Source organism: Mucilaginibacter sp. PPCGB 2223 (genome assembly GCF_001705515.1).
Classification (GTDB): Bacteria; Bacteroidota; Bacteroidia; order Sphingobacteriales; family Sphingobacteriaceae; genus Mucilaginibacter.
In genome coordinates, this window is record NZ_MDJS01000002.1 from 528,042 (window position 1) to 550,803 (window position 22,762).

The window sequence follows — 22,762 nt, forward strand, 5'->3', positions numbered from 1 at the left end:
ATGGAAAATAATACCGTTAAAAGCTGGATAGAAAAGGTCATCATCCCAACTTACCCTACCGGCGCACCCGATAAAAACCCGATGTTTTTTGAGAAACGCGTGTACCAGGGCAGCAGCGGCGTGGTGTACCCCAACCCGGTTATCGAGAAGATATTTGATGTGAAGGTTGACCGCGAGTATACCGGCGTTTTCCTGGAGAACAGGTATCTCAAAATTATGATCCTGCCCGAACTGGGCGGGCGTGTACAAATGGCTTACGATAAGATTAAGCAGCGCCATTTTATCTACTATAACCAGGTGATCAAACCGGCGCTGGTGGGTTTGTGCGGGCCATGGATATCGGGCGGGATAGAATTTAACTGGCCGCAGCACCATCGCCCCAGTACTTTCGAACCGGTTGATTTTTGCCTCGAAGATAATGCCGACGGCAGCAAAACCGTTTGGGTGAACGAGCTCGAAAAAATGTTCGGTACTAAAGGCATGGCAGGTTTTACCCTCTATCCTGATAACGCTTATCTCGAAATCAAAGCCCGGCTGTATAACCATAGCAATTTACCTCAAACGTTTTTGTGGTGGGCTAATCCGGCGGTGAAGGTGAATGATGACTACCAATCGGTTTTTCCGCCCGATGTGAACGCCGTTTTTGATCATGGCAAACGGGACGTGTCAACCTTCCCGATAGCTACGGGTACTTATTATAAAGTAGATTATTCGCCGGGCACGGATATCTCGCGCTATAAAAACATCCCGGTGCCCACATCGTATATGGCGGTGAACAGCGAATACAATTTTGTAGGCGGCTACGAGCACGATACCCGCGCCGGGGTGCTGCATGTGGCCGATCACCATGTATCGCCGGGCAAAAAACAGTGGACCTGGGGCAACGGCGATTTCGGTGTTGCGTGGGACCGTAACCTTACCGATGAAGACGGCCCGTATATTGAGCTGATGACCGGCGTTTTTACCGATAACCAGCCCGATTTTAGCTGGCTGATGCCGAACGAAGAAAAAAGTTTTACGCAATATTTTTTGCCTTACCGTGAGCTTGGGGTGGTGAAAAATGCAAGTAAGGATATCCTGATCGGCTACGAATTGCTGGATGGGAAGATTGAGGTGAAAGTTTTTGCCACCTCGCCTATGTCGGGTGTACACGTTAAGCTGTATGCAGCCGGCACGCTTTGCGCCGATAGAACAATCGATATATCGCCCGAAAAGGAATTTATTGAACTGGTACCTGTCGCCAACAATTTTACTGAGAAAGATCTCCGGATAACCGTGGCCGACAGGCACGGCCGCGTGTTGCTAAGTTACAGCCCTGCCGATAACAAACAGAACGAAGTGCCGCAGCCTGCAAAGCCGGCCCTGCAGCCTGCTGAGGTTAGCACCTGTGAAGAATTGTTTTTAACCGGCCAGCACCTGGAGCAGTACCGCCATGCCACCTATAGCCCGGTGCCGTATTATGAAGAGGCCCTGAAGCGCGATCCGGGCGATGCACGCAATAACAGTGCGCTTGGCCTTTGGTACCTGCGGCGGGGGCAGTTCGCGAAAAGCGAACCCTATCTGCGCAAAGCAACTGAAACCATTACCCGGCGAAACCCCAACCCATACGATGGTGAGCCTTATTACAATTTAGGCTTATGCCTGGCGTACCAGCGCCGGTTTGATGAAGCTTACGATGCGTTTTTTAAAGCAACCTGGAACAGCGCCTGGCAGGATAACGGTTTTTTTGCCGTGGCGCAGATCGATATGATGCGCGGCGGCTACGAACCGGCATTGGAGCATATCGGGCAGTCGCTCGACCGCAATGCCCGGAACGGCAGGGCCAACACTTTAAAAATTATGGCCCTGTTAAAGCTCGGCCGCATGAACGAGGCACTGGCGGCGGCAGAACACGCGCTTAAGGCGGATAAGTTTAACCTGGGCGCGTTATTTGCTACGAAGCTTTGTTATGCCGAATTGAAAATGGACCACCGCGCTCAAAAAGCGAGCGCGCAGCTGATGCAGCTGAGCCGCGGCACCGCAAATAACCTGGTTGCCTATGCTATCGATTTTGCTGCTATGGGATTATACGACGAAGCTATTGCGCTGTTGCTGAAAGCAGATGATCACCAGGCGGAGCCAATGGTTAATTACTACCTGGCTTACTATAGTCACCTCGCGGCAAAAACAATTGATGTTGAGGGTTATCTGCAAAAAGCTGCCAAAGCCAGCCCGGCGCTATGCTTTCCTAACCGCTTGGAGGATATCATGGTGCTGCGTTATGCGATCGGTAATAACCCGGCCGATGCTAAGGCGTCTTATTATTTAGGCAATTTATGGTATGATAAGCGCCAGTATGACGACGCTTTAACAGCATGGCAGCTTTCGGCGCAAAAGGATGGTAATTTCCCAACCGTGCTGCGTAACCTCGGCATCGCGTATTTTAACAAATTCGGTAATGCGCAGCAGGCCCTTGCCAGCTTCGAGAAAGCCTTTGAACTCGACCCGTCTGACGCGCGTGTGCTGATGGAACTCGACCAATTGTACAAACGCCTCAATTATAGTTTGGAACACCGGTTAAAAGTGCTGGAAGATAACTTGCAAACCACGCTTAACCGCGACGATCTGTACCTCGAACGGGCATCGGTCTATAACTTTAACGGCGAACATCAAAGAGCATTTGATATGCTGATGGACCGCAGGTTCCACCCATGGGAAGGCGGCGAGGGCAAAGTGTCGGCACAGTACCTGTTTAGTCTGACAGAGCTGGCTAAACAAGCCATCGCCAATGGCGATTACAACACGGCTATTGAATTATTGACCCGGGCTCAAACTTATCCCGAAAACTTGGGCGAGGGCAAATTACCGGGCGCTCAGGAAAACGATATTTTCTATTGGATGGGCTGCGCTTATCAGCAACTCGGCCAAAACGATGGTGCGATACTTTACTGGCAAAAGGCAAGTTCGGGCCTGAGCGAACCAAGCGCGGCCATGTTTTACAACGATCAGCAGCCCGATAAGATATTCTACCAGGGTTTGGCGTGGCAAAAATTAGGGTCGGATGAAAAAGCAAAGGAGATATTCAAGAAACTGATTGATTATGGCAAAACGCATATCGGCGACGATATCAGGCTGGATTATTTTGCGGTATCGCTGCCCGACCTTTTGGTTTTTGAGGATGACCTCAGCCTACGCAATAAACTGCATTGTTTGTATATGATGGGCCTGGGATACCTGGGTAGCGGGCTGTACGACGAAGCTGCCGGGGCTTTGCAACAGGTTTTGACCGAAAACGGGATGCATTTTGGTGCAGCAACGCATTTGAAGCTGGCACACAAGCCGGTTAGTTGAAATAGGAATGTTACGTTGATGTGCCGGTTTAAATTTCCGGCTTGACAAAAAAGTAGTTAATTTCGGGTCGGTACAAAAATCACCTGACCATGAAAACCAAATTAAAATACTTTTTGCCTGTAGCGGTAGTGTGCATTGCGTTGTTCGCTTTAAAATCGGATATCAATGTAACACCCGATGCCGATAACGCGGGCTTAAAATTACCGGCGGGTTTTGGCGCGTTAAAAGTAGCCGAAACGGGTGCCCGCGCAAGGCACCTGATCGTTACGGCACAGGGCGATATCTATGTTAAACTGGCCCGCCCCAATAAGGATGGCAAAGCAATTTTGGTGCTGCACGAAAACGCCGATGGCAAAGCTTTGCTAATAGGTGGTTTTGCAAATTATGGTGGTACAGGCATTTACATTAAAGATGGCTACTTGTATGCGTCGTCAAATACAGAAGTGTTTCGTTATAAACTTGATGCTCAAAATAAAGTGATAGATCAGGATCATCCCGAAAAGATCATCACCGGTTTAAAAATGGGCCGCGAGCACGAAACCAAATCCATTGTGCTGGATAATGCCGGCAACATCTATGTAAACGTGGGGGCGTACTCAAACTCGTGCCAGGAGCACGACCGCCAGTTAGGCTCGATGGGTATCAAAGGGTGCCCGATCCTGGATTCGGCAGGTGGTATCTGGCAGTTTAAAGCCAACAAACCAAATCAAACTTATGGCGAAGGCGTACGCTACGCTACCGGTTTACGTAACGTGGTAGGTTTAGACTGGAACCAGCAGGATAACCAGCTGTTTGTGATGCAGCACGGCCGCGACCAGCTGCACGATATCTTCCCGGATATGTTTACTGTTAAGCAATCGGCAGAGCTGCCCGCCGAATGTATGTACGCTTTGAAAAAAGGAGATAACGCCGGCTGGCCTTATATGTACTACGACCAGATCCAGCATAAAAAAATCATGGCGCCCGAGTACGGCGGCGATGGAAAAAAGGAAGCTGCAGGTAATTTTATCGACCCGGCAGCGGCATACCCTGGTCACCTTGCACCTAATGGTTTACTGTTTTATACAGGCAATATGTTCCCCGAGAAATACAAAAATGGAGCTTTTATCGCTTTCCATGGCTCGTGGAACCGCGCGCCTGAGCCACAGGCAGGTTATTTTGTGGTTTTCCAGCCATTTAAAAATGGTAAGCCTTATGGCGACTGGGAGGTATTTGCCGATAATTTTGCTGGTTCGCCGCAAAAAGCTGAATCAGGACGCGCCGATCACCGTCCGTGCGGCCTGGCACAGGGGCCCGACGGGTCGCTCTACGTAAGCGACGATAGCAAAGGAACTATTTACCGTATCATTTATAAAAAATAAGATCATCTGTTTACATGAAGAAACTTTTAGCAGCCGTTATTTTACTGCCGGCAAGCCTGTGCGTATTTGCCCAAACCAAACCTAAAACCGCTGCGATAAAACCGGGAATTCCGGCTTCTATAGCCCGCGGAAAAGTGGTGTATACCAAAAATTGTTTGAGCTGCCATTTTGTTGATGGCGGCGGCGTACCGAATATGAACCCCCCTTTGGTTAAAACCAGCTATGTGCTTGGCGATAAAACCAAACTGATTAAGGTGGTACTGAACGGCTTTGCACAAAATGTAGAGATAGACGGCGAAACCTACTCGAACAATATGGCGCCCCATAACTTTTTAAGCGACCAGGAAATAGCCGACGTATTAACCTATGTGCGCAACAGCTTTGGCAATAAAGCCAGCGCTGTTAAAGCTGCCGAGGTTAAAGTGGTTAGAGCGGCCAATAAGAAGTAAGCATATTATTTCTCTGTCTCTTGTCATCTCGAACGGTAGTGAGAGATCTTCTGCTGAATACTGACAAACTTTGCAGATCGCAGAAGATTTTTTCGTTCCAACAGTCAGGGCACGGTCTCGCTCAAGAGATAGTTCTCTTTCGCACCTCTGCACATTCCTACCCGTGCTCTATCGAAATGACAATTTTTTTAATAAGGGGGGCTATCTTACATAAAAGGCTCCCACCATTTATTGATATACTGCTCGCCGTTGTAGGTATAGGTTTGGCCGGGAGCGGGGAGCAATAGCTTGATCTGCTTTTCGGCAGCGTATTTCATCACATCCTCTACAGGTTCGGTCCAGGTGTGGAGGGCCAGGTTAAACGTGCCCCAATGTATGGGCATCAGCACCTTGGCCCCTAAGGCCAGCATGGCATTGGTAGCGTTGGCGGGCCCCATGTGGATATCGGCCCACATCGGGTCGGCAGCACCAACTTCCAGCATCGCCAGATCAAAAGGGCCGAGGCGTTCGCCTATCTCGTTAAATAGCGGGTGCATGCCCGAATCGGCGCCGTAGTAAACGTTATGCACCGGCCCTTTAATGCCGAACGATGCCCACAGGGTTTGGTTGCGGTTAAACAGGCTGCGGCCCGAAAAATGCCTTGCCGGTGCCGAGGTTAAAGTAATACCATCGCCCAGATCGGCAGTTTGCCACCAGTCCATTTCGGTAATATGTGTTTGAGAGATACCCCATTTTTGTAAGATAGCGCCTACACCAAGAGAGGTATAAATGGGCGTACCTTTGGTTGCCAGGGCTACGATGACCTGTTGATCGAGGTGATCGTAATGATCGTGCGAAATGATGATCGCGTCGAGGTGCGGCAGCTTGTCTAACGCAATAGGTGCCGGAAAAAACCGCTTCGGCCCCATGAACTGGAATGGCGAAGCGCGGCGGTAAACCGGGTCGGTTAAAATACGTTTACCATCAATTTCGATAATGAGTCCCGAGTGCCCTAACCAGGTAACACGCAGGGTATCGGGTGGCAGGAGATTCAGCTTATTCAGGTCGGCAGAGAAAGGGCCGGGCGTTTTTGCCGGGTACCGGTTGGGGTGCGATTTGATGAAATATTCATACAAAAGCTTGCCCATATTGCCTTCGCCGCCAACCTTGGTCGGGATAGGGTTAACAAACACTTTACCATCGAAATGAGCGGATGACTGCATAAATTTTAGCCGGAAATAAATCTCAAAAAGCCGAAAATAAGTTATTTGAATGACATAAGTGCGGGCGTTCGTCATGCCAAAGTATTTATTCGCGCAAGTAAAACCCAAACAAATAAAATAGTGTTAAAATTGAGCAAAAAATATAACATGCCACATCTTTTCAGCCCTTTAACCATACGCGGAGTAGAGTTTAAAAACAGGATAGCCGTATCGCCCATGTGCGAATACAGCAGCGAAGACGGGTTTGCCAGCAACTGGCACCTGGTACATTTAGGCAGCCGTGCTGTTGGCGGCGCCGCTTTAGTAATAACCGAAGCCACGGCGGTATCGCCCGAAGGCCGGATAAGCGCCGGCGATCTCGGCATCTGGAAAGACGAACACATTGCCGAACTGGAAAAGATAACCGCATTTATCCACGAACACGGCAGTGTGGCGGGCATACAACTGGCCCATGCGGGTCGCAAAGGCAGCCACCAGGTACCCTGGGCAGGCGGCAAACAGGTATCGTTGCTAAGTGGCGGGTGGCAAACGGTAGCGCCAAGCGCCGTTGCTTTTACTGAAGCAGAAGAAAAACCTTTAGAGCTTGACCAGCAAGGCATTGCCCGGGTGATCGAAGATTTTAAACAGGCTACTTACCGCGCAATTAAAGCCGGGTTTAAAGTGATAGAGATACATGCTGCACACGGTTACCTGCTGCACGAGTTTTTATCGCCCCTAAGCAACCAGCGTACCGACGAATATGGCGGGAGCTTTGAAAACAGGATCAGGCTGCTGCTCGAAATTGCAGACACGGTGCGTAAGGCCTGGCCGCAGCAAAACCCGTTATTTGTCCGCATATCGGCTACCGACTGGACACCCGGCGGCTGGACAGCTGAAGACTCCGTTAAACTGGCAGGCATATTAAAAGAGCGGGGCGTCGACCTGGTGGATTGCTCGTCGGGCGGTAATGTTGCTTCGGCCAAAATACCCGTTGGCCCCGGGTACCAGGTGCAGTTTGCCGAAGCAATAAAGAAACAAACCGGTATATTGGCAGGCGCTGTGGGCATGATAACCGAACCCAAACAAGCCGATGAGATCATCCAAAGCGGTAAAGCGGATATAGTATTACTGGCGCGCGAGATGCTGCGCGACCCCTATTTCCCGCTGCGCGCCGCACATGTGCTGGGCCACGAAGTTAAATGGCCCCTGCAATACGAACGTGCAAAATGGTAATATGCAGTTTACAAACAAATACTTAGCTTTATAACATTCAATAAAACAAAATCAATACTTTATGAAACGTACAGCAAAAGCACATTGGAACGGTACCCTTCAGGCCGGATCAGGAAAAATATCAACGCAAAGCACCGTGTTGAAAGATACCCAATATTCATTTAAAACCCGCTTTGCCGATGGCGTGGGCACTAACCCCGAAGAGCTGATAGCTGCCGCACACGCAGGCTGTTTTACCATGGCTGTTGGCGCTGCTTTATCGCAGGCCGGTTTTACACCGAACGACCTGGATACCGAGGCAATTCTGGATCTGGATATGCAGGCTTTGTCGATCACCGGCATTCACCTGGAGTTAAAAGCTTCTAAGATAGATGGTGTGGATAACGATACTTTCCAAAAAATTGCCGAAGGTGCAAAAGCCAACTGCATCATATCAAAAGCACTGAGCGTACCGATCACTTTAACCGCTACCTACGAAGGTTAACGACAACTGAACAAGGGTCAGCCCGGATACTTAAAAGTGCCATTGTAACAATTCGATGGCACTTTTTTATTTAACGTTATTTAACAACCGGTTTTCGGAAGAAATGATTAGGTTTAACTAAAATTTTAGTTTAATCTGTTACTTATGCTGAACTCAGGAAAAACATTCAAGTCCGCAGTAATAGGCGTATGCCTGTCGATCGCGGCAAACGCGCAAAAATTACCCAACATACAGCCAGGCAGCGTACGCGCACCTGCCGATATTAAAATTGACGGCAAAACCACCGAATGGAATAACCAGTTTAAGGCGTACAACCATGCCACCGATGTTTTTTATACCTTGAGCAACGACGATGATAATCTGTATTTAACTGTGCAGGCTACCGATGCGGCAATCATCCGCAAAATTAACAGCGGCGGGGTATGCCTCACCATACAGCCAACCGGTAAAAAAAATGACAAGGACGCTTTTCGGGTGGTTTACCCGGTAATCATACCAACGGCCGGCAAGGCGGGCGGAGGCGTGGTTATGGTGAGCAGCATCAAGCGCCTCGCCGCCTCGGATAACGAACATCTCACCGAAAAAGAAGCGGATTCGATCATGATGGCGCGTAATAAGCTATTTAATCAGCGTGCCAAATGGATAGGGGCCCTGGGTTTTAAAGACCTGGATTCGCTGATATCGGTTTACAATGATGATGGTTTAAAAGCAGCCGGCCGTTACGATGCAAAAGGAGCTTTTACCTGCGAGATGGCGATCAGTCTAAAGAGGCTCGGCCTATCGGTGGATAATCCGGTGAAATTCAGCTATCATATTTTACTGAACGGCGTGAGCCTGTTCGGCAGCAGCAGGCCCGTGCAGTCGATTAGCATAGTAGCCGGTGGTATGCCTATGGGTGGGGGTGAAGGCCAGGATATGGCGAAGGTGATGATGGATGGTGGTGGTGCGGCGGCAACAGATTTTTGGGGCGAGTATATCCTGACGAAAAAGTAAGAAAATAATATTGATCGGATACTTATTGTTTTGATTACCGGGCTATGCTGTTATATTTATATCATAAACCTGAGAATCATGAAAAAGCAGCTATTATTTACGGTTGTTCTGGCTTTGGTAAGCGTGAGCTCATTTGCCAAATGGCACCAAGCCGATTTATATTATACAAACGGTAATATTTCACGCTCCGAAATCCAGCTTCCTGATGAAACGTTCAGCGGTATATTTAATCGTGAGATCATCATTAAAACCAATACTGAAAATGATGAACATGTATCGTTAAAGGATATCAGCAAAGTGATTTTAACAGATGGTATTGTGCTGGTAAAATACGATAATCACGGTAAGCCGGTTTTGCTTAAACAGATCACCTCGTATCCGGTGGCTAATATCCTCGTACTGGAAAAACATGGCGAACTGGGCTCCAATAATTATTGGAGCTATATTTACAGCTACGGTAATTCGAACCATTTTTACAATACACCGCCCGAGGGTTACCGGCAGGATAGTGGCTACGAAGTTGCCGGGCTGCAGCAAAGCGAAAATTCATTTTTTACAGCAGGGTACCGGATTGAGCACCCAACAGGTTACTATTATTCAACAATGGCGCGTAATGGCCGTTTGTATACCCCTGATAAAGAAGACTATATTTACCTGTTGAAAGATAATAAAATAGAACGCCTGCTGCCAAGTAATATTTATGCCAAACTGGGCGAGATGTTAGGCGACGACCCTGCAGTTGCCAAAGTCATCAAAAACGGTCTTTCGAATTATTTTCAGTTGAACGAACTGGTAGCCGTATATAACGCTGATAAAAAGACAGAGTAGCGTAAACAAAAAAGAAACCGCGGCAGTGATGGGCCTCGAACTCATCGCTATTTTTATATTTGAGCATGTCTGTTTTTAATCAGTTGATGATAGCCTCGGGCGTGTGCTGGACGGTTACTTATTTGCTCATTATCCGCCGGGGCGTTATCGACCTTACTTATGGTATGCCTGCGGCAGCGCTGCTGGCCAATTTATCGTGGGAGGCCATTTACTCGTTTGTATATCCGCATAGCATGCCGCAACTGGCTGTCGACAGGGTATGGTTTATGTTTGATGTGCTGATCCTGCTGCAATACCTCCGTTTTGGACCGACGGCACCTAAAATACGCCTGGCTGGTAGCTTTTACCTGCAGTTTTTACTGGGGTTTGCGGTAACTTTTACTGCGATACTGCTGCTTGGGCGGGAGCTAAAAGATGAGAATGGCGCATATGCGGCCTTCGGCCAAAACCTGATGATGTCGGTATTGTTTATCAATATGCTTAACCAACGCAAAAGCGCGGCCGGGCAAAGTATGTACATAGGCATATTTAAAATGCTGGGGACGGCATTGGCATCGTTTGCGTTTTATACGCAAACCAAAACTTATGGCCACTCGCCATTACTGCAGTTTTTGTTTGCAGCTATTTTTGTGTACGATGTGGTGTACATTGTTATGCTGGCACGGCATCTGAGGTTGCAGCATATTAAGGTGTGGGGTAGGTTTTAGCAAAAGATTTGACAACTTTTAAAAAGTTGTCAAATCTATGTATTATTCATATCAAAACTGCCCTTTATACTCCTCCACAATCTCCTTCAGGAAAGCATAAAACGGTTTGGCGAATTCTTTCCGGCGTAAGGCAAACTCCACGTTGGTTTTCAAAAAGTCGAGCTTGTTGCCGATATCATAACGCTTGCCCTCGATGGTATGGGCGTACATGCTTTCGCTTTTCAGCAGGTTCACCATAGCATCTGTCAATTGCACTTCGTTGTTTTTGCCCGGAGGGGTATTCTCAAGCGCGCGGTATATTTCGGGCGTCAATACATACCGCCCGGCAATGGCCAGGTTTGATGGCGCTTTATCAGTGGCCGGTTTTTCGATGAGCGTATTCAGGTTCATCAGCGTATCCGAAAGCATTTCGCCGCCCACAATGCCATAACGCGATACCTTATCGTGCGGTACGGTTTCCACAGCGATCACGGTGCTTTGGTACTGCTCATAAATATCGATCAATTGCTGAGTTACCGGGATAGCCGAGTTGATAATGGTATCGCCCAAAAGCACTGCGAATGGCTGGTTGCCGGTATGGTGGCGCGCGTAGTAAATGGCATCGCCCAGTCCGTTGATTTCCTTTTGGCGGATGAAGTGGATGTTGGCCATATCCGAAAGGTGCATGATCTCGTCGTACATCTTATCTTCCTTTTCCAAAAGGCGCTCTTCGAGTTCGGGGTGACGGTCGAAATGATCTTCGATGGAGCGTTTGCCTTTGCCCGAGATGATCAGGATATCTTCGATACCCGAATCAACAGCTTCCTGCACCACGTATTGTATGGTCGGGGTGTCAATAATAGGGAGCATCTCTTTTGGCGATGCTTTGGTGGCGGGTAAAAACCTGGTTCCTAAACCTGCTGCCGGGATCACTGCTTTCTTTACCATATTAAATCATATAAGGTTTTATAACGCGTGCATTTATTTTTTTTAAACTGTAGATTAATTTTTTGAGCATCTCTTCATCCTGGTAAGTACCGATGATGGCGCCGCCCGAGCCGGTGAACGATGCTGTAGCGCCGCAGCCGCGTGCGGTATTGATAAGCTGCATATTGCTTTCGCTGATGGTCATAATCTTACAGCGGTTATCAAAGTTGGCGTTGATCAGTTCGCCCAGCAGGCCATAATCTTTATTTTTAATGGCGATGGCGCCTTCATCGGCCAAGTTGGCGATAGTAGTAAGCGTATCGATGGTGTGTTTATCGCCTTTATCGTATTTGGCGCGTATCTCGTTCAGTACCTTGCCCGAAACTTTACTCAGGTTGGTTTTATAGGCCATGTAAAGTTTAGGTAATAAAGTAGGGTCGATAGGTGTGTAAACCCCGTAACCGTGCTTTTCCATCTGTGCCTTGTTAAAATCCATATGCACGCAGCCTTCGTAACATTGTATCACCCTGTCCTGCAAGCCTGCGTTGATGCCCATTTCCTGGGCTTCGGCGGCTAAAGCAATATTGGCCAGTAAATGCAGGGGGATATCCACTTTATAAAACTGCATTAAAGCCTTTAATGTGGCAATGATGATCGCGCTTGAGCCGGCCAGGCCAACCTGCCGGGGGATGGTAGAACGATAACGGATAGTGAAGTTTTTATTGGCTAAACGGATGCTGTTCTCATCGCAATAGTCGCAAAACTTTTTGATGGCCGCTTTGATGATCGGTATGCCGCCGTTATAACCTATCGAGCCGACAGTTTCCTTTAAATGGTAAATATTACGGAACGAGTTGGCGTCGGCTTCCTGCTGCTCGATCACCAGTTCGGGCGATTGGTACAACAGGATATGGGCGCCAAAATTTTTGATGCTTAAACTGATGGTTTTGCCGAAGTACCCGTCGCTGGGGTTGCCCAGCAAGCCGGCCCTTGCATAAGCGCGGGAATCAATGATCATAATATTAAACTTGATTTGTGGCTAAAATGCGCATAAAAATCAAATATCCCGAATGCAGCGACATAAACTTTATATTTTTTTGGGAATATATTGTACTAAATTGGCAAATATTACCCCCTGTGTTTTTGATATAATATGGACTAAATATTAGCTATCTTTAGATATACCTAAATTGAAAACGAAATATGTCTTTATTAGACCTTACCACCCCGCCTGCGCAGGTCGAAACCCCGCAGGAAGTCAACAGGCAACAGGTTAACATTGTACCCGAAAACCCGTTTGGCGATATTGCGCTGGCCCTGTCGGGCGGCGGGTTCAGGGCGGCATCGTTCAGCCTTGGCGCCATATCGTATCTTAACCGGGCCTGGCTGGCCAACGAAGCCGATACCCTGCTGAACCATGTTACGTTTATTACCTCAACTTCGGGCGGCTCAATAACCAATGCGTTTTACAGCGCCGGTGTTTTTAAGCCGGGCTTTGTGTTCGGCGATTTTTATGCGGGTATGAAACGCTTTATGGAAGGCGAGGGCTTGCTGAACCGGGTGTTCGATATTTTAACCGACCCTAAGCGATGGAACGAAGTAGGTACGCAAACCGATGCCGCAACAGGCTGGACGCGTAAGGTGAAGAAAGAGCATAACCTGATCAATGCCTTCGCGAAAGCTTATGATGAGATGCTGTTTACCAATGCGGAAGGCAAAAGCGAAACGCTGGATGTTTTTTTTGACCACAGCGCCAACCCGCATTTAAAAACCGTTTGCCTTAACGCAACAGAGTTGAATAACGGCATAGCTTTCCGCTTTCAGACCAATGGCTACGCCGATAGCATATTTACTGTCGGTAACTACTATCTCAACTTTAATAACGCCGACATTGCGCGGAAGCTGAAGTTGAGCGACCTGGTGGCGACATCATCCTGTTTCCCTTCGGGGTTTGAGCCGATGGTTTACCCGTACGATTATATGCATAAGGGTTTGAATAATGCAGATGAGATGTTTACGGCAATTAATTACAAAAACAATAACCCGCTTAAAACAGCCGAGATAACCAATAAGCCCTTTTGTATGATGGATGGCGGCGTGGTTGATAACCAGGGTTTGGGCAGTATGATGATGGAAGATAATTACCGCGCGGGCCACCCGCCTAAAAAACCCTTTGATGTGATGATGGTGTGCGACGTAGGCAGTTACTTTATGGATCAGTTTGTAAACCCAAACGAGACGGACAGGTGGTATAAAAACTTCACGATCAATAAAGTGAACAATATCATGAAGGTAATGTTAGTTGCGTTTATTGTAGCAATAGTGATGCTGTTTTTTGGATGTACCTGGCGAACGGTTGGATTGGGGATATTGGTATTGACCTTTATACCGGGCGTAATTTACCTGTACCTGCAGCGCATTTTTAAAGAACAGAAGCAGCAAATGGCCAAAACCAGCTTCGGCCGCACGCTGATCAAATACATCGGGTACTTTTTTAAGCTGCGGTTTACCTTGCTGCAGCAAATGCTGGCCTCGCGTGCGCAATCGATGTTGCTGCTTAACCTGAAGGTTTTTTTAGCACAGGAAAGGCGGCAGGCTTACAATAGCTTTTACACCATGCCCGCTTATAAGAACAGGGCGCTGTCGTGCTTTATTTACGAGTTTTCGAGCCAGCATAATGCGGTGCGTATTGATAACCTGGAAACGAGAGACAAAGCCTGGTGGCCGGCGGTATCGCATATTTTAAAGCCGAGTGCTGCCATGCAAAGCATCGCGACCGCGGCAACAGCCGTAGGGACTACCTTATGGTTTAACAGCGGCGCGCAAACCGACAGGGATAACGTTATTGCCTGCGGACAGTTTACCATGTGCTATAACCTGTTAAAGCGCATATACCGCCTGGAGGTTTTGGATGCCAAATGGAAAACGGATGTACAATTACAAGGCTTAAAAGCGCGCTTGCTGGAAGATTGGCAATTGTTTCAGGCAAATCCGGGGTTTATGGTGTGATAGTTCATTAGTCATTTGTTCATCAGTCATTGGTGTGTTGGTGGATAGTTCATGAAAAAGGATGGAAAAAATAAAAAGCACCTGTTGTTAAACAAGTGCTCTATATCAAATTTATCACTAATGAACCAGTGAACTAATGACTAATGGACTAAGCCAATACCTTTTTCCAGCTTACCAGGTCGCCGATGATCTTTTCTAACTGATCGGCAGGGACGCGTTCCTGGGCCATGGTATCGCGGTGGCGGATGGTAACGGTATTATCTTCCAATGATTGATGATCGACGGTGATACAGATCGGGGTACCGATAGCATCCTGGCGACGGTAGCGTTTGCCGATGGCATCCTTCTCTTCGTATTGTACATGGAAGTCGAGCTTCAGCTTATCCATTATTTCGCGGGCTTTTTCGGGCAGGCCGTCTTTTTTGGTTAACGGGAATATGGCTGCCTTTACCGGTGCCAGTGCAGGCGGGAAACGTAATACCACGCGGCTGTCTTCGCGTTCTTCGGTGCTCAGGTCTTCCTCGTCGTAAGCGTTCATCAGCGTAAGCAGGAACATACGGTCCAAACCTATCGAGGTTTCGATAACGTAAGGGATATAGTTGCCATAAGGTTTACCATCCGGGCCAAGCTCCGGATCGAAATACTGCATTTTTTTGCCGGAGTATTGCTGGTGCTGGCTCAGGTCGAAATCGGTACGGCTGTGGATACCTTCCACCTCTTTAAAGCCGAATGGGAACTCGTATTCGATATCAACGGCTGCATTGGCATAATGCGCCAGCTTGGTATGATCGTGGTAGCGGTATTTTGCCGGGTCGGTGCCCAGGCCGAGGTGCCATTTCAGGCGCACTTCCTTCCAGTATTTGTACCATTCCATTTCGGTGCCGGGGCGCACGAAGAACTGCATCTCCATCTGCTCAAACTCGCGCATGCGGATGATGAACTGGCGGGCGATCACCTCGTTACGGAAAGCTTTGCCGATCTGTGCGATACCGAAAGGGATCTTCATCCTGCCCGATTTCTGCACATTGAGGAAGTTTACAAAAATACCCTGGGCGGTTTCGGGGCGCAGGTATATCGTGTCCGATTCATCGGCCACGGCGCCTACCTGGGTGCTGAACATCAGGTTAAACTGGCGCACATCCGTCCAGTTACCGGTTTTTGAGATCGGGCAAATGATCTTAGCGTCGATGATGATCTCTTTGAGGCGTTGCAGGTCTTCGTTTTTTAAAGCTGCGTCCATGTCGGCCTGTAAAACTTCAGCCTCGTCGGTTTTGCCTTCGGCGTCGAGCTGGGCAATCTTATCTTCGATGAGCTGATCGGCACGGTAACGTTTTTTCGAATCTTTGTTATCGATCATCGGGTCGCTAAAACCGTCAACGTGGCCGCTGGCTTTCCATATTTTGGGGTGCATAAATATGGCGCTGTCGATACCAACGATGTTCTCGTGCATTTGCACCATGCCTTTCCACCAGTAGGTTTTGATGTTGTTCTTCAATTCGGCGCCGTTTTGGCCGTAATCGTAAACAGCACTTAAACCGTCATATATCTCGCTTGACGGGAAAACAAAACCATACTCCTTGGCATGGGAGATCACATTTTTAAACAGTTCGTCGGTATTTTTGCTCATAACAGGGCAAAGATAGTTTTTTTGGTAAATGTGCAGATAGTTGAAAGGTTGAAATGTTAGAAGGTTTTAATGTTTGAAATGTGGAATTGTCTCTGTGCGCTTTGTGGTTAATGTGTTTTACCACAAAGCTCACAGAGATTTGATGCACGGAGATGCGCAGAGAACTCTCCAGAGCGAAAAAGGCTTGGGCGTTGCCTGCGGGCGGGCTATCCCTGCCCGTCCGGCAGGCGCTCATACTCCTGCAGGCATTAGCCGCGAGACCGGTATCCCTGTCTGCCGACAGGCAGGCGCTCTTATCCCTAACGCGGATTGGGGTGCGCAATAAATTTCTGTTCGTGTTATATAACTTCTGCTATTTTTGCGTTACAAATAATTCAAATTGAATATTTTTTTAATCCAAACGTTTCATTTTGAAGTAAAAATTATCCACTAATGAGCATTTCGGTAAACGGTTTAACCAAAATTTACGGTTCGCAAAAGGCGGTCAACGGTATTAGCTTTACCGCCAAACCGGGCCGCGTGCTGGGCTTTTTGGGGCCGAACGGGGCGGGTAAATCAACTACCATGAAAATGCTCACGGGGTTTATCCCGCAAACATCGGGCAATGCTTCGGTGGCGGGCTTTGATATTACCGGGCAATCGCTGGAAGTTAGGAAGAGCGTGGGCTATCTGCCCGAAACCAACCCGCAATACCTGGATATGTATGTCAAGGAATCGCTTGCGTTTATTGCCGATGTGCACCGGGTGCCTGATGCAAAAAAGCGGATTGAAGAAGTGATAGAGCAAACGGGTTTAACCCCCGAGCAGCATAAAAAGATCGGGCAGCTAAGCAAAGGTTACCGGCAGCGTGTGGGTTTGGCGCAGGCCATCATCCACGACCCGCAGGTGCTGATACTGGATGAGCCGACCTCGGGGCTTGACCCTAATCAACTGGTGGGTATACGGCAACTGATACGCGAATTAGGCAAAACCAAAACCATTATTTTATCGACGCATATTATGCAGGAGGTTGAAGCGGTTTGCGATGATGTGGTGATCATCAGCAAAGGGAATATCGTGGCCGATGATACGCTTGCCGGGCTGCGCGAAAAGCATCAGGGCAAGAGTTTGGAAAGTATTTTTATTGAGCTGACAAGCCCCCTAACCCCCTGAAGGGGGAGCGATGTGCAGATGTGAAAATGTGCAGATGTGCAAATGATAGAGATGTTAAAAACTAAGATGAAAAGATTATTAGTATGTATGTTAATGTTTGCGGCGATCAGTATTGCACACGCGCAGAGACGTGGCAGTGATGATAAGCAGTCGGCGTTTTTGGGGGCGGCGTTTGAGTTGGGTTTGCCATCTAACAGCCCGATATCGGTTGGGTATGGCGCTTCGCTGAAGGGTGAGGTTCCGTTTGCACAGTCGGTAGCGCTGACCTTGACTGCGGCTTATATGAGTTATAGTTACAATGATTCGTTCATCAGCTTTGCCGGTACGCCACAGGTATTGCACCCGCAGTTTGCGCCGTTAAAAGCAGGAATACGTTTCCAGGCTGGGCCGGGCTTTTATACCGAGGCAGAGCTGGGCGAGGCGATCAGGCTGAACAATGGCTCGGGCGGTTTGTTTGATTACTCGGTGGGTTTGGGTTTTTTTGTGCCGGTCGACAGGAAGAGCGTGCTGGATATCGGCATCCGGTATGAGGCTTATTCGGAGACGCAATACCGGCAAACGGCGCTGAAAGTTGCGTACAGGTTTGGATGGTAATTGTTGGATTTGACCGGGAAATTGGGTATATTTATAGTTGAAGCAAGGAATAAAGACTTGAAAGGAGTTGAAAAATACCCATATTTACCCATGTGTTGCGTTAGGGATAGCCCGGCCGCAGGCAACGCCCTGAATAGAATCAACAGTCAGGATGCAGGAATCAAGACAAAGAGATAAATTGAAAAATACCGACAAATATCACCCTGTTTTAAATAGAATCAAGAGCCAAGAAGCAAGAACCGGGCAATAGCGAGTTCATTCACACAAATTAAAAACAATTAGTAAGTGAATAATCAAGACGAAAAAATTGAAAATACCCATAAATACCCATGTCTACCATCACGTCATTGCGAGGTACGAAGCAATCTCTATATTGGACAAGCGGACTTGCAAAGCCGCTCTGCAAGTCGGTGATTGCTTCGTGCCTCGCAATGACGCTTTAAGAGGTTTAAAATACCCATAAATACCCATGTGTTTTGTTTTTTTGCACCACGACTTAATAACCCAGTAACCCAATAACCCAATTCCCTTGCTAACTATCCTTAAAAAAGAAATTACCTCGTACCTGAGCTCCATGGTGGCTTATGTGACCATCGGCGTGTTTTTGCTGGTGCTGGGTTTGTTTTTATGGGTGTTCCCCGAATCGAGCATTTTGGAATATGGCTATGCCGGTCTGGACAGCCTGTTCAGCACCGCACCGTATCTGTTTATGTTCCTGATACCGGCTATCACGATGCGCTCGCTGGCAGAAGAGCGAAAGGAGGGGACATTCGAACTGCTGGCTACCCGCCCGCTTACCGACTGGCAGATTGTGCTGGGGAAATACCTGGCCTGCCTGCTCATTGTGCTTTTTGCCCTGTTGCCCACGTTGGTTTATTATTACTCGGTAAGTGCGCTTGGCTTGCCGCAGGGCAATATCGATACAGGCGCGGTGATCGGCTCGTATATTGGTTTGTTTTTGCTGGGCGGGGCATTTGTGTCTATCGGCTTGTTCGCTTCGTCGGTTACCGATAACCAGATCATCGCTTTCACCATTGCTGTGTTTTTGTGCTTTGTAGCCTATAGCGGGTTGGATTCGGCCAGTACTTTACTATCCTTACAAAACCTGGGCATCCAGCGTTTCGGTATCAACGAGCATTACCAGAGCATTAGCCGCGGTGTGCTGGATACGCGCGACCTGCTTTACTTTCTGAGCTTTATCGGCCTGTTTTTGGCGTTCACTAAAACGATTGTGGGAGGGCGCAAATGGTGAACAGCCGTAAAAAGAAGGACCTGCTGCAACTGCTGCTGTTCTTTGTAGCACTCGTGGTGGTCAATTTACTTTCGGGGAAGGTATTTACACGGTTCGATTTTACCAGGGAGAAACGCTATACCCTATCGGCCGTGAGCCGCAACCTGGTCGACAGCCTGACCAGACCCGTTACCGTAACTGTTTATTTGCAGGGGAGCGAGCTGCCGCCGGCCTTTAAACGCTTGCAAACCGCCACACGCGATATGCTGACCGACATGCAGGCTTACTCGTACCAGCACATCAGATTTGAGTTTATCGACCCGCTGGGCGGGTTGACCGAACAGCAGCAAAATGATACCCTGAAGGCCTTACAGGCTAAAGGCTTGGATATAACTGCGCTTAGTGTAAAAACCGATAACGGCCTGACGCAAAAGACCATCGTTCCCTCGGCGCTGGTAAGCTGCGACGGTAAGGAAATACCGGTAAAGCTGCTGCAAACGCGGATAGGCTTATCGGATGAAGAGCAACTGAACAATTCTATACAAAACCTCGAATACGCTTTTGCTTCGGCCATCAAACGTGCGGCAAGCACTGGTAAACAGTCGATTGGTTTTACCGAGGGGCATAGCGAGCTGAGCGACCGTCAGCTGAATGACGCGATCAAATCATTGTCGGATGGCTTTGTGGTTGGGCGTGTTAATTTGAAAACCATCCCGTTTTCGAGCATGGCGGCTATCAGCCTATTGGTGATACCCAAACCGGATAAGCCGTTTACCGAGCTCGAAAAATTCAAAATAGACCAGTACCTGATGCGTGGCGGCCGGATTTTGTGGACGATTGACCAGGTAAGCGCCGAACTCGACAGCCTGCGCGGCAAAGGCGGCGAACAGCTGGCTTTTAACAAGCAACTGAACCTGGACGATCAGTTGTTCCGCTACGGTATCCGCATCAATTACGATCTGGTTGCCGATATGAGCTGTGCGCAGATACCGTTGAGCACCGGCAACGTGGGCGGGCAGAGCCAGTACCAGATGGTGCCCTGGCTGTTCTATCCTATCTTTATACCGAAGGCGAAACATCCTATCGTGAAAAACCTGGATGGTATCCGTACCGAGTTTGTAAGTACTATTGATACATTGCCGGTAAAGGGTATCAAAAAAACGGTGCTGCTGGAATCGACGCCTTATAACCGCAAGTTGAGCACGCCGCATTTGCTGTCGCTGCAGATGGTGGAGGATGTGCCCGATCCGAAGACTTTTCAAAGCGCGCCGAAGACCGTTGGCGTGTTACTGGAGGGCAGTTTCACGTCCGACTTTAAGAACCGCCCCCTGCCCGACAGCCTGAAAGAGCATGTGGATGTTATCGTGCAAAGCAAACAGACAAAAATGATCGTGATCAGCGATGGCGACGTGTTTAAAAACCAGGTAGCCAGCGATGGCTTCCCGTACCCGATGGATGTTGATAAATACAACCCCAATAACCGTTACGGCAACAAAAATTTATTGCTCAACATTGCCGACTATATGACCGACGATTCAGGCCTGATCGCGCTAAGGAACAAAGAGATACAATTACGGCTGCTGGATAAGGCGCGCATCCGCAGCGAAAAACTGTACTGGCAGGTAATAAATAATGTTATCCCGGTTGCTTTGGTGTTAATTTTTGCTATTTTTCAACATTATACGCGCAAGCGAAAGTATGCGCGCTAAATTTTATATTTTTGATAGATAATTACCGAAAGAGTATATGAGATTTATTGTTTCCACTTCGACGTTGCTGAAGCAACTACAGGCAGTTAGCGGTGCGCTAAGCAGCAGCACGGTTTTACCTATACTGGAAAACTTTTTATTCGAGATAAAAGATGCGACCCTGACCATATCGGCTACGGACCTGCAAACCAGTATGACCACATCTTTACCTGTTGAAGCCAAAGAGAACGGACGTGTGGCTATCCCGTCGCGCATTTTGCTGGATACCTTAAAATCGCTGCCCGAGCAGCCCATCGCTTTTTCGGTTGATGATAAGACCTTCAGCATCGAGATCAATGCCGGCGACGGTAAATACAAACTGAGCGGCGAGAACGGCGACGATTTCCCGAAAATACCGGTTGTGGAAAACGCTTCATCGGTAAACCTGCCTGCTTCGGTTTTAGGCGAGGCCATCAACAAAACTATCTTCGCGGTAAGTAACGACGAACTGCGCCCTGCCATGACAGGCGTTTTTTGCCAATTGACCACCACATCGCTAACCTTTGTAGCTACCGATGCGCATAAACTGGTTCGCTACCGCCGTAAGGATGCTAAAGCTGCTGGTACAACATCGTTCATTTTACCTAAAAAAGCCTTGAACCTGTTGAAATCGTCGCTGCCCGGCAGTGACGTGAACGTTGCCGTTGAGTACAATACCACCAGCGCTTTCTTCAAATTCGAAAATATCAACCTTGTTTGCCGTCTCATCGACGAGCGTTACCCGGATTACGAAGCGGTTATCCCACAAAATAACCCGAATAAATTACTGATAGACCGCCAGGCATTTTTAGGCTCGCTGAGCCGTGTGGCTATCTACGCCAACAAAACTACCCACCAGGTAAGGTTAAAGATCAACGGCAGCGAGCTGAACATCTCGTCCGAGGATATCGACTTCGCCAACGAAGCGCACGAGCGTTTAAGCTGCCAGTACGAAGGCGAAGACATGGAGATCGGTTTCAACGCCCGTTTCCTGATCGAGATGCTGAAAAACCTGAGCTGCGAAGAAGTATCGCTCGAAATGTCGACACCGAACCGCGCGGGCTTATTACTTCCGCAGGGCGGCGATGAGAACGAAGACGTACTGATGCTGGTGATGCCGGTAATGCTGAACAGCTACGCTTGATAATTTTTTTCTAAATAAGTCTGTCATTTCGAACGAGGCACGAGAGAGAACTATACTCTTGAGCGGGATAGAGTTCGGTCTGTGTGAACGAAAAAATCTTCTGCGGGATGATGAGGCGTATGCAGCTTTTTTAAAACTATTTAATCTGTGACGTTGGTTATCCGGGCGTTGCCTGCGGCCGGGCTTTCCCTGCCCGTCAGGCAGGCGCTCATACTGCACAGGGCCTTAGCCATAGGGCCGGTATCCCTGCCTGCCGGCAGGCAGGCGCTGCAAATCCCTAACGCAAATTTGGGAGAACAGAATTACTTCTTCGCTAACCCCTGCTTGGCAAATTTGAGCAGTTCATCCGCTTTGATATAACCCACGGTACCCAATACCGGTTTGCCTTGCGGGTTGAAGATGATGAGCGTTGGATAGGCTTCCAAACGCCATTGCTGCGCCAGCTGCGGGCCCATGCCTTTTTCCATATCGATGGAAATGTTCACAAAATTCTGGTTGAAAAAAGCGGCTACTTTAGGATCCTTGAAGGTTGTTGCGCGCAGCATTTTGCAGGGGCCGCACCAGGTAGCATAGGCATCTACAAAAATGTATTTGTGCTGGGCTGCGGCTTGTTTCAAAGCTTCGTTCCAGGCATCCTCGATAAAACGGATCTCGGCAGGTGCTTTTTTAGTTGCGGGTTTATCCTTGCTTATCCCTGCAAAAGGGAGCAGTAAACAAACAATGATATACAGAGCAATGCGCAGGCCGTTAACTTTTTTCATGATACTAAGATAGAAAGATATTGGTTTTTCTAAATCCCCCGGATA

General features: G+C 48.3%; 20 protein-coding genes. 15 read left to right on the forward strand and 5 right to left on the reverse strand.

Annotated elements, in window-relative coordinates; genetic code table 11:
- The 3 genes from BEL04_RS12770 (at position 1) to BEL04_RS12780 (ending at position 5,140) form a co-directional block, all read left to right on the forward strand.
- On the forward strand, positions 1 to 3,330 hold the full coding sequence (locus BEL04_RS12770) for a DUF5107 domain-containing protein (RefSeq protein ID WP_066004403.1): 3,330 nt from the start codon (positions 1 to 3) through the stop codon (positions 3,328 to 3,330).
- Between the two features lie 89 nt (positions 3,331 to 3,419).
- The gene (locus BEL04_RS12775; RefSeq protein WP_066004404.1) at positions 3,420 to 4,691 is read left to right on the forward strand and encodes a sorbosone dehydrogenase family protein; all 1,272 of its coding nucleotides are present in this window, start codon (positions 3,420 to 3,422) and stop codon (positions 4,689 to 4,691) included.
- A 14-nt stretch (positions 4,692 to 4,705) separates the two neighbouring features.
- Positions 4,706 to 5,140 (forward strand): cytochrome c, encoded by a 435-nt coding sequence (locus BEL04_RS12780; protein ID WP_066004405.1) that lies wholly within the window; start codon positions 4,706 to 4,708, stop codon positions 5,138 to 5,140.
- Between the two features lie 206 nt (positions 5,141 to 5,346).
- Here BEL04_RS12780 and BEL04_RS12785 read toward each other — a convergent pair whose 3' ends face one another.
- On the reverse strand, positions 5,347 to 6,342 hold the full coding sequence (locus BEL04_RS12785) for an MBL fold metallo-hydrolase (protein WP_066005263.1): 996 nt from the start codon (positions 6,340 to 6,342) through the stop codon (positions 5,347 to 5,349).
- A gap of 147 nt (positions 6,343 to 6,489) precedes the next feature.
- Here BEL04_RS12785 and namA point away from each other — a divergent pair, with 147 nt between their 5' ends.
- From namA to BEL04_RS12810, 5 genes are all read left to right on the forward strand, one after another.
- Positions 6,490 to 7,554, forward strand: a complete 1,065-nt coding sequence (gene namA / locus BEL04_RS12790; RefSeq protein WP_066005265.1) for an NADPH dehydrogenase NamA — start codon at positions 6,490 to 6,492, stop codon at positions 7,552 to 7,554.
- A 61-nt stretch (positions 7,555 to 7,615) separates the two neighbouring features.
- The gene (locus BEL04_RS12795) at positions 7,616 to 8,038 is read left to right on the forward strand and encodes an OsmC family protein (RefSeq protein ID WP_066004407.1); all 423 of its coding nucleotides are present in this window, start codon (positions 7,616 to 7,618) and stop codon (positions 8,036 to 8,038) included.
- 144 nt (positions 8,039 to 8,182) lie between these two features.
- The gene (locus BEL04_RS12800; RefSeq protein WP_066004409.1) at positions 8,183 to 9,031 is read left to right on the forward strand and encodes a hypothetical protein; all 849 of its coding nucleotides are present in this window, start codon (positions 8,183 to 8,185) and stop codon (positions 9,029 to 9,031) included.
- Between the two features lie 78 nt (positions 9,032 to 9,109).
- Positions 9,110 to 9,859, forward strand: a complete 750-nt coding sequence (locus tag BEL04_RS12805) for a hypothetical protein (protein ID WP_066004411.1) — start codon at positions 9,110 to 9,112, stop codon at positions 9,857 to 9,859.
- 65 nt (positions 9,860 to 9,924) lie between these two features.
- Entirely contained in the window at positions 9,925 to 10,566 is a 642-nt protein-coding gene (locus BEL04_RS12810; protein WP_066004413.1) for a hypothetical protein, read from the forward strand.
- 51 nt (positions 10,567 to 10,617) lie between these two features.
- Here BEL04_RS12810 and galU read toward each other — a convergent pair whose 3' ends face one another.
- Both galU and BEL04_RS12820 read right to left on the reverse strand, forming a co-directional pair.
- Complete coding sequence (galU, locus tag BEL04_RS12815) at positions 10,618 to 11,493, reverse strand: UTP--glucose-1-phosphate uridylyltransferase GalU (RefSeq protein ID WP_066004416.1); 876 nt, start codon at positions 11,491 to 11,493, stop codon at positions 10,618 to 10,620.
- Between the two features lies 1 nt (position 11,494).
- Positions 11,495 to 12,490, reverse strand: coding sequence for a mevalonate kinase (locus tag BEL04_RS12820; protein WP_066004422.1), 996 nt, complete (start codon positions 12,488 to 12,490; stop codon positions 11,495 to 11,497).
- A 185-nt stretch (positions 12,491 to 12,675) separates the two neighbouring features.
- On the opposite strand from BEL04_RS12820, the gene BEL04_RS12825 reads away from it, so the two are divergent.
- Complete coding sequence (locus BEL04_RS12825) at positions 12,676 to 14,481, forward strand: patatin-like phospholipase family protein (RefSeq protein ID WP_066004424.1); 1,806 nt, start codon at positions 12,676 to 12,678, stop codon at positions 14,479 to 14,481.
- A gap of 148 nt (positions 14,482 to 14,629) precedes the next feature.
- On the opposite strand, the gene BEL04_RS12830 is transcribed toward BEL04_RS12825, so the two are convergent.
- Positions 14,630 to 16,108, reverse strand: coding sequence for a glycine--tRNA ligase (locus BEL04_RS12830; protein ID WP_066004426.1), 1,479 nt, complete (start codon positions 16,106 to 16,108; stop codon positions 14,630 to 14,632).
- 142 nt (positions 16,109 to 16,250) lie between these two features.
- On the opposite strand from BEL04_RS12830, the gene BEL04_RS12835 reads away from it, so the two are divergent.
- The 6 genes from BEL04_RS12835 to dnaN all read left to right on the forward strand — a co-directional run bounded on the left by BEL04_RS12835 (position 16,251) and on the right by dnaN (position 21,956).
- Positions 16,251 to 16,433, forward strand: a complete 183-nt coding sequence (locus BEL04_RS12835) for a hypothetical protein (protein WP_066004429.1) — start codon at positions 16,251 to 16,253, stop codon at positions 16,431 to 16,433.
- Between the two features lie 107 nt (positions 16,434 to 16,540).
- Positions 16,541 to 17,260: an ATP-binding cassette domain-containing protein gene (locus tag BEL04_RS12840; protein WP_066004431.1), complete on the forward strand. Its 720-nt coding sequence runs from the start codon at positions 16,541 to 16,543 to the stop codon at positions 17,258 to 17,260.
- Between the two features lie 66 nt (positions 17,261 to 17,326).
- A complete protein-coding gene (locus BEL04_RS12845; protein WP_139113032.1) occupies positions 17,327 to 17,854 on the forward strand; it encodes a hypothetical protein in 528 nt (175 codons plus the stop codon).
- Positions 17,855 to 18,383: 529 nt separating this feature from the next.
- On the forward strand, positions 18,384 to 19,106 hold the full coding sequence (gene gldF, locus BEL04_RS12850; protein WP_066004436.1) for a gliding motility-associated ABC transporter permease subunit GldF: 723 nt from the start codon (positions 18,384 to 18,386) through the stop codon (positions 19,104 to 19,106).
- Positions 19,100 to 20,794, forward strand: coding sequence for a gliding motility-associated ABC transporter substrate-binding protein GldG (gldG, locus tag BEL04_RS12855; RefSeq protein WP_066004441.1), 1,695 nt, complete (start codon positions 19,100 to 19,102; stop codon positions 20,792 to 20,794). The genes gldF and gldG overlap by 7 nt, the downstream gene beginning before the upstream one ends.
- A gap of 37 nt (positions 20,795 to 20,831) precedes the next feature.
- Entirely contained in the window at positions 20,832 to 21,956 is a 1,125-nt protein-coding gene (dnaN, locus tag BEL04_RS12860) for a DNA polymerase III subunit beta (RefSeq protein ID WP_066004443.1), read from the forward strand.
- Positions 21,957 to 22,258: 302 nt separating this feature from the next.
- Here dnaN and BEL04_RS12865 read toward each other — a convergent pair whose 3' ends face one another.
- Complete coding sequence (locus BEL04_RS12865) at positions 22,259 to 22,717, reverse strand: thioredoxin family protein (protein ID WP_066004446.1); 459 nt, start codon at positions 22,715 to 22,717, stop codon at positions 22,259 to 22,261.
- Between the last annotated feature and the right edge of the window lie 45 nt (positions 22,718 to 22,762).

Excerpts from the sequence above, each read along its gene's own strand:
- BEL04_RS12795 (WP_066004407.1), top strand. The coding sequence starts at position 7,616 with ATGAAACGTACAGCAAAAGCACATTGGAACGGTACCCTTCAGGCCGGA.
- BEL04_RS12845 (WP_139113032.1), top strand. The coding sequence starts at position 17,327 with ATGAAAAGATTATTAGTATGTATGTTAATGTTTGCGGCGATCAGTATT.
- BEL04_RS12780 (WP_066004405.1), top strand. The coding sequence starts at position 4,706 with ATGAAGAAACTTTTAGCAGCCGTTATTTTACTGCCGGCAAGCCTGTGC.
- namA (WP_066005265.1), top strand. The coding sequence starts at position 6,490 with ATGCCACATCTTTTCAGCCCTTTAACCATACGCGGAGTAGAGTTTAAA.
- BEL04_RS12840 (WP_066004431.1), top strand. The coding sequence starts at position 16,541 with ATGAGCATTTCGGTAAACGGTTTAACCAAAATTTACGGTTCGCAAAAG.
- BEL04_RS12785 (WP_066005263.1), bottom strand. The coding sequence starts at position 6,342 with ATGCAGTCATCCGCTCATTTCGATGGTAAAGTGTTTGTTAACCCTATC.
- BEL04_RS12865 (WP_066004446.1), bottom strand. The coding sequence starts at position 22,717 with ATGAAAAAAGTTAACGGCCTGCGCATTGCTCTGTATATCATTGTTTGT.
- gldG (WP_066004441.1), top strand. The coding sequence starts at position 19,100 with ATGGTGAACAGCCGTAAAAAGAAGGACCTGCTGCAACTGCTGCTGTTC.
- BEL04_RS12825 (WP_066004424.1), top strand. The coding sequence starts at position 12,676 with ATGTCTTTATTAGACCTTACCACCCCGCCTGCGCAGGTCGAAACCCCG.
- BEL04_RS12775 (WP_066004404.1), top strand. The coding sequence starts at position 3,420 with ATGAAAACCAAATTAAAATACTTTTTGCCTGTAGCGGTAGTGTGCATT.
- dnaN (WP_066004443.1), top strand. The coding sequence starts at position 20,832 with ATGAGATTTATTGTTTCCACTTCGACGTTGCTGAAGCAACTACAGGCA.
- BEL04_RS12800 (WP_066004409.1), top strand. The coding sequence starts at position 8,183 with ATGCTGAACTCAGGAAAAACATTCAAGTCCGCAGTAATAGGCGTATGC.
- BEL04_RS12810 (WP_066004413.1), top strand. The coding sequence starts at position 9,925 with ATGTCTGTTTTTAATCAGTTGATGATAGCCTCGGGCGTGTGCTGGACG.
- BEL04_RS12805 (WP_066004411.1), top strand. The coding sequence starts at position 9,110 with ATGAAAAAGCAGCTATTATTTACGGTTGTTCTGGCTTTGGTAAGCGTG.
- BEL04_RS12835 (WP_066004429.1), top strand. The coding sequence starts at position 16,251 with ATGCACGGAGATGCGCAGAGAACTCTCCAGAGCGAAAAAGGCTTGGGC.
- BEL04_RS12770 (WP_066004403.1), top strand. The coding sequence starts at position 1 with ATGGAAAATAATACCGTTAAAAGCTGGATAGAAAAGGTCATCATCCCA.
- BEL04_RS12830 (WP_066004426.1), bottom strand. The coding sequence starts at position 16,108 with ATGAGCAAAAATACCGACGAACTGTTTAAAAATGTGATCTCCCATGCC.
- BEL04_RS12820 (WP_066004422.1), bottom strand. The coding sequence starts at position 12,490 with ATGATCATTGATTCCCGCGCTTATGCAAGGGCCGGCTTGCTGGGCAAC.
- galU (WP_066004416.1), bottom strand. The coding sequence starts at position 11,493 with ATGGTAAAGAAAGCAGTGATCCCGGCAGCAGGTTTAGGAACCAGGTTT.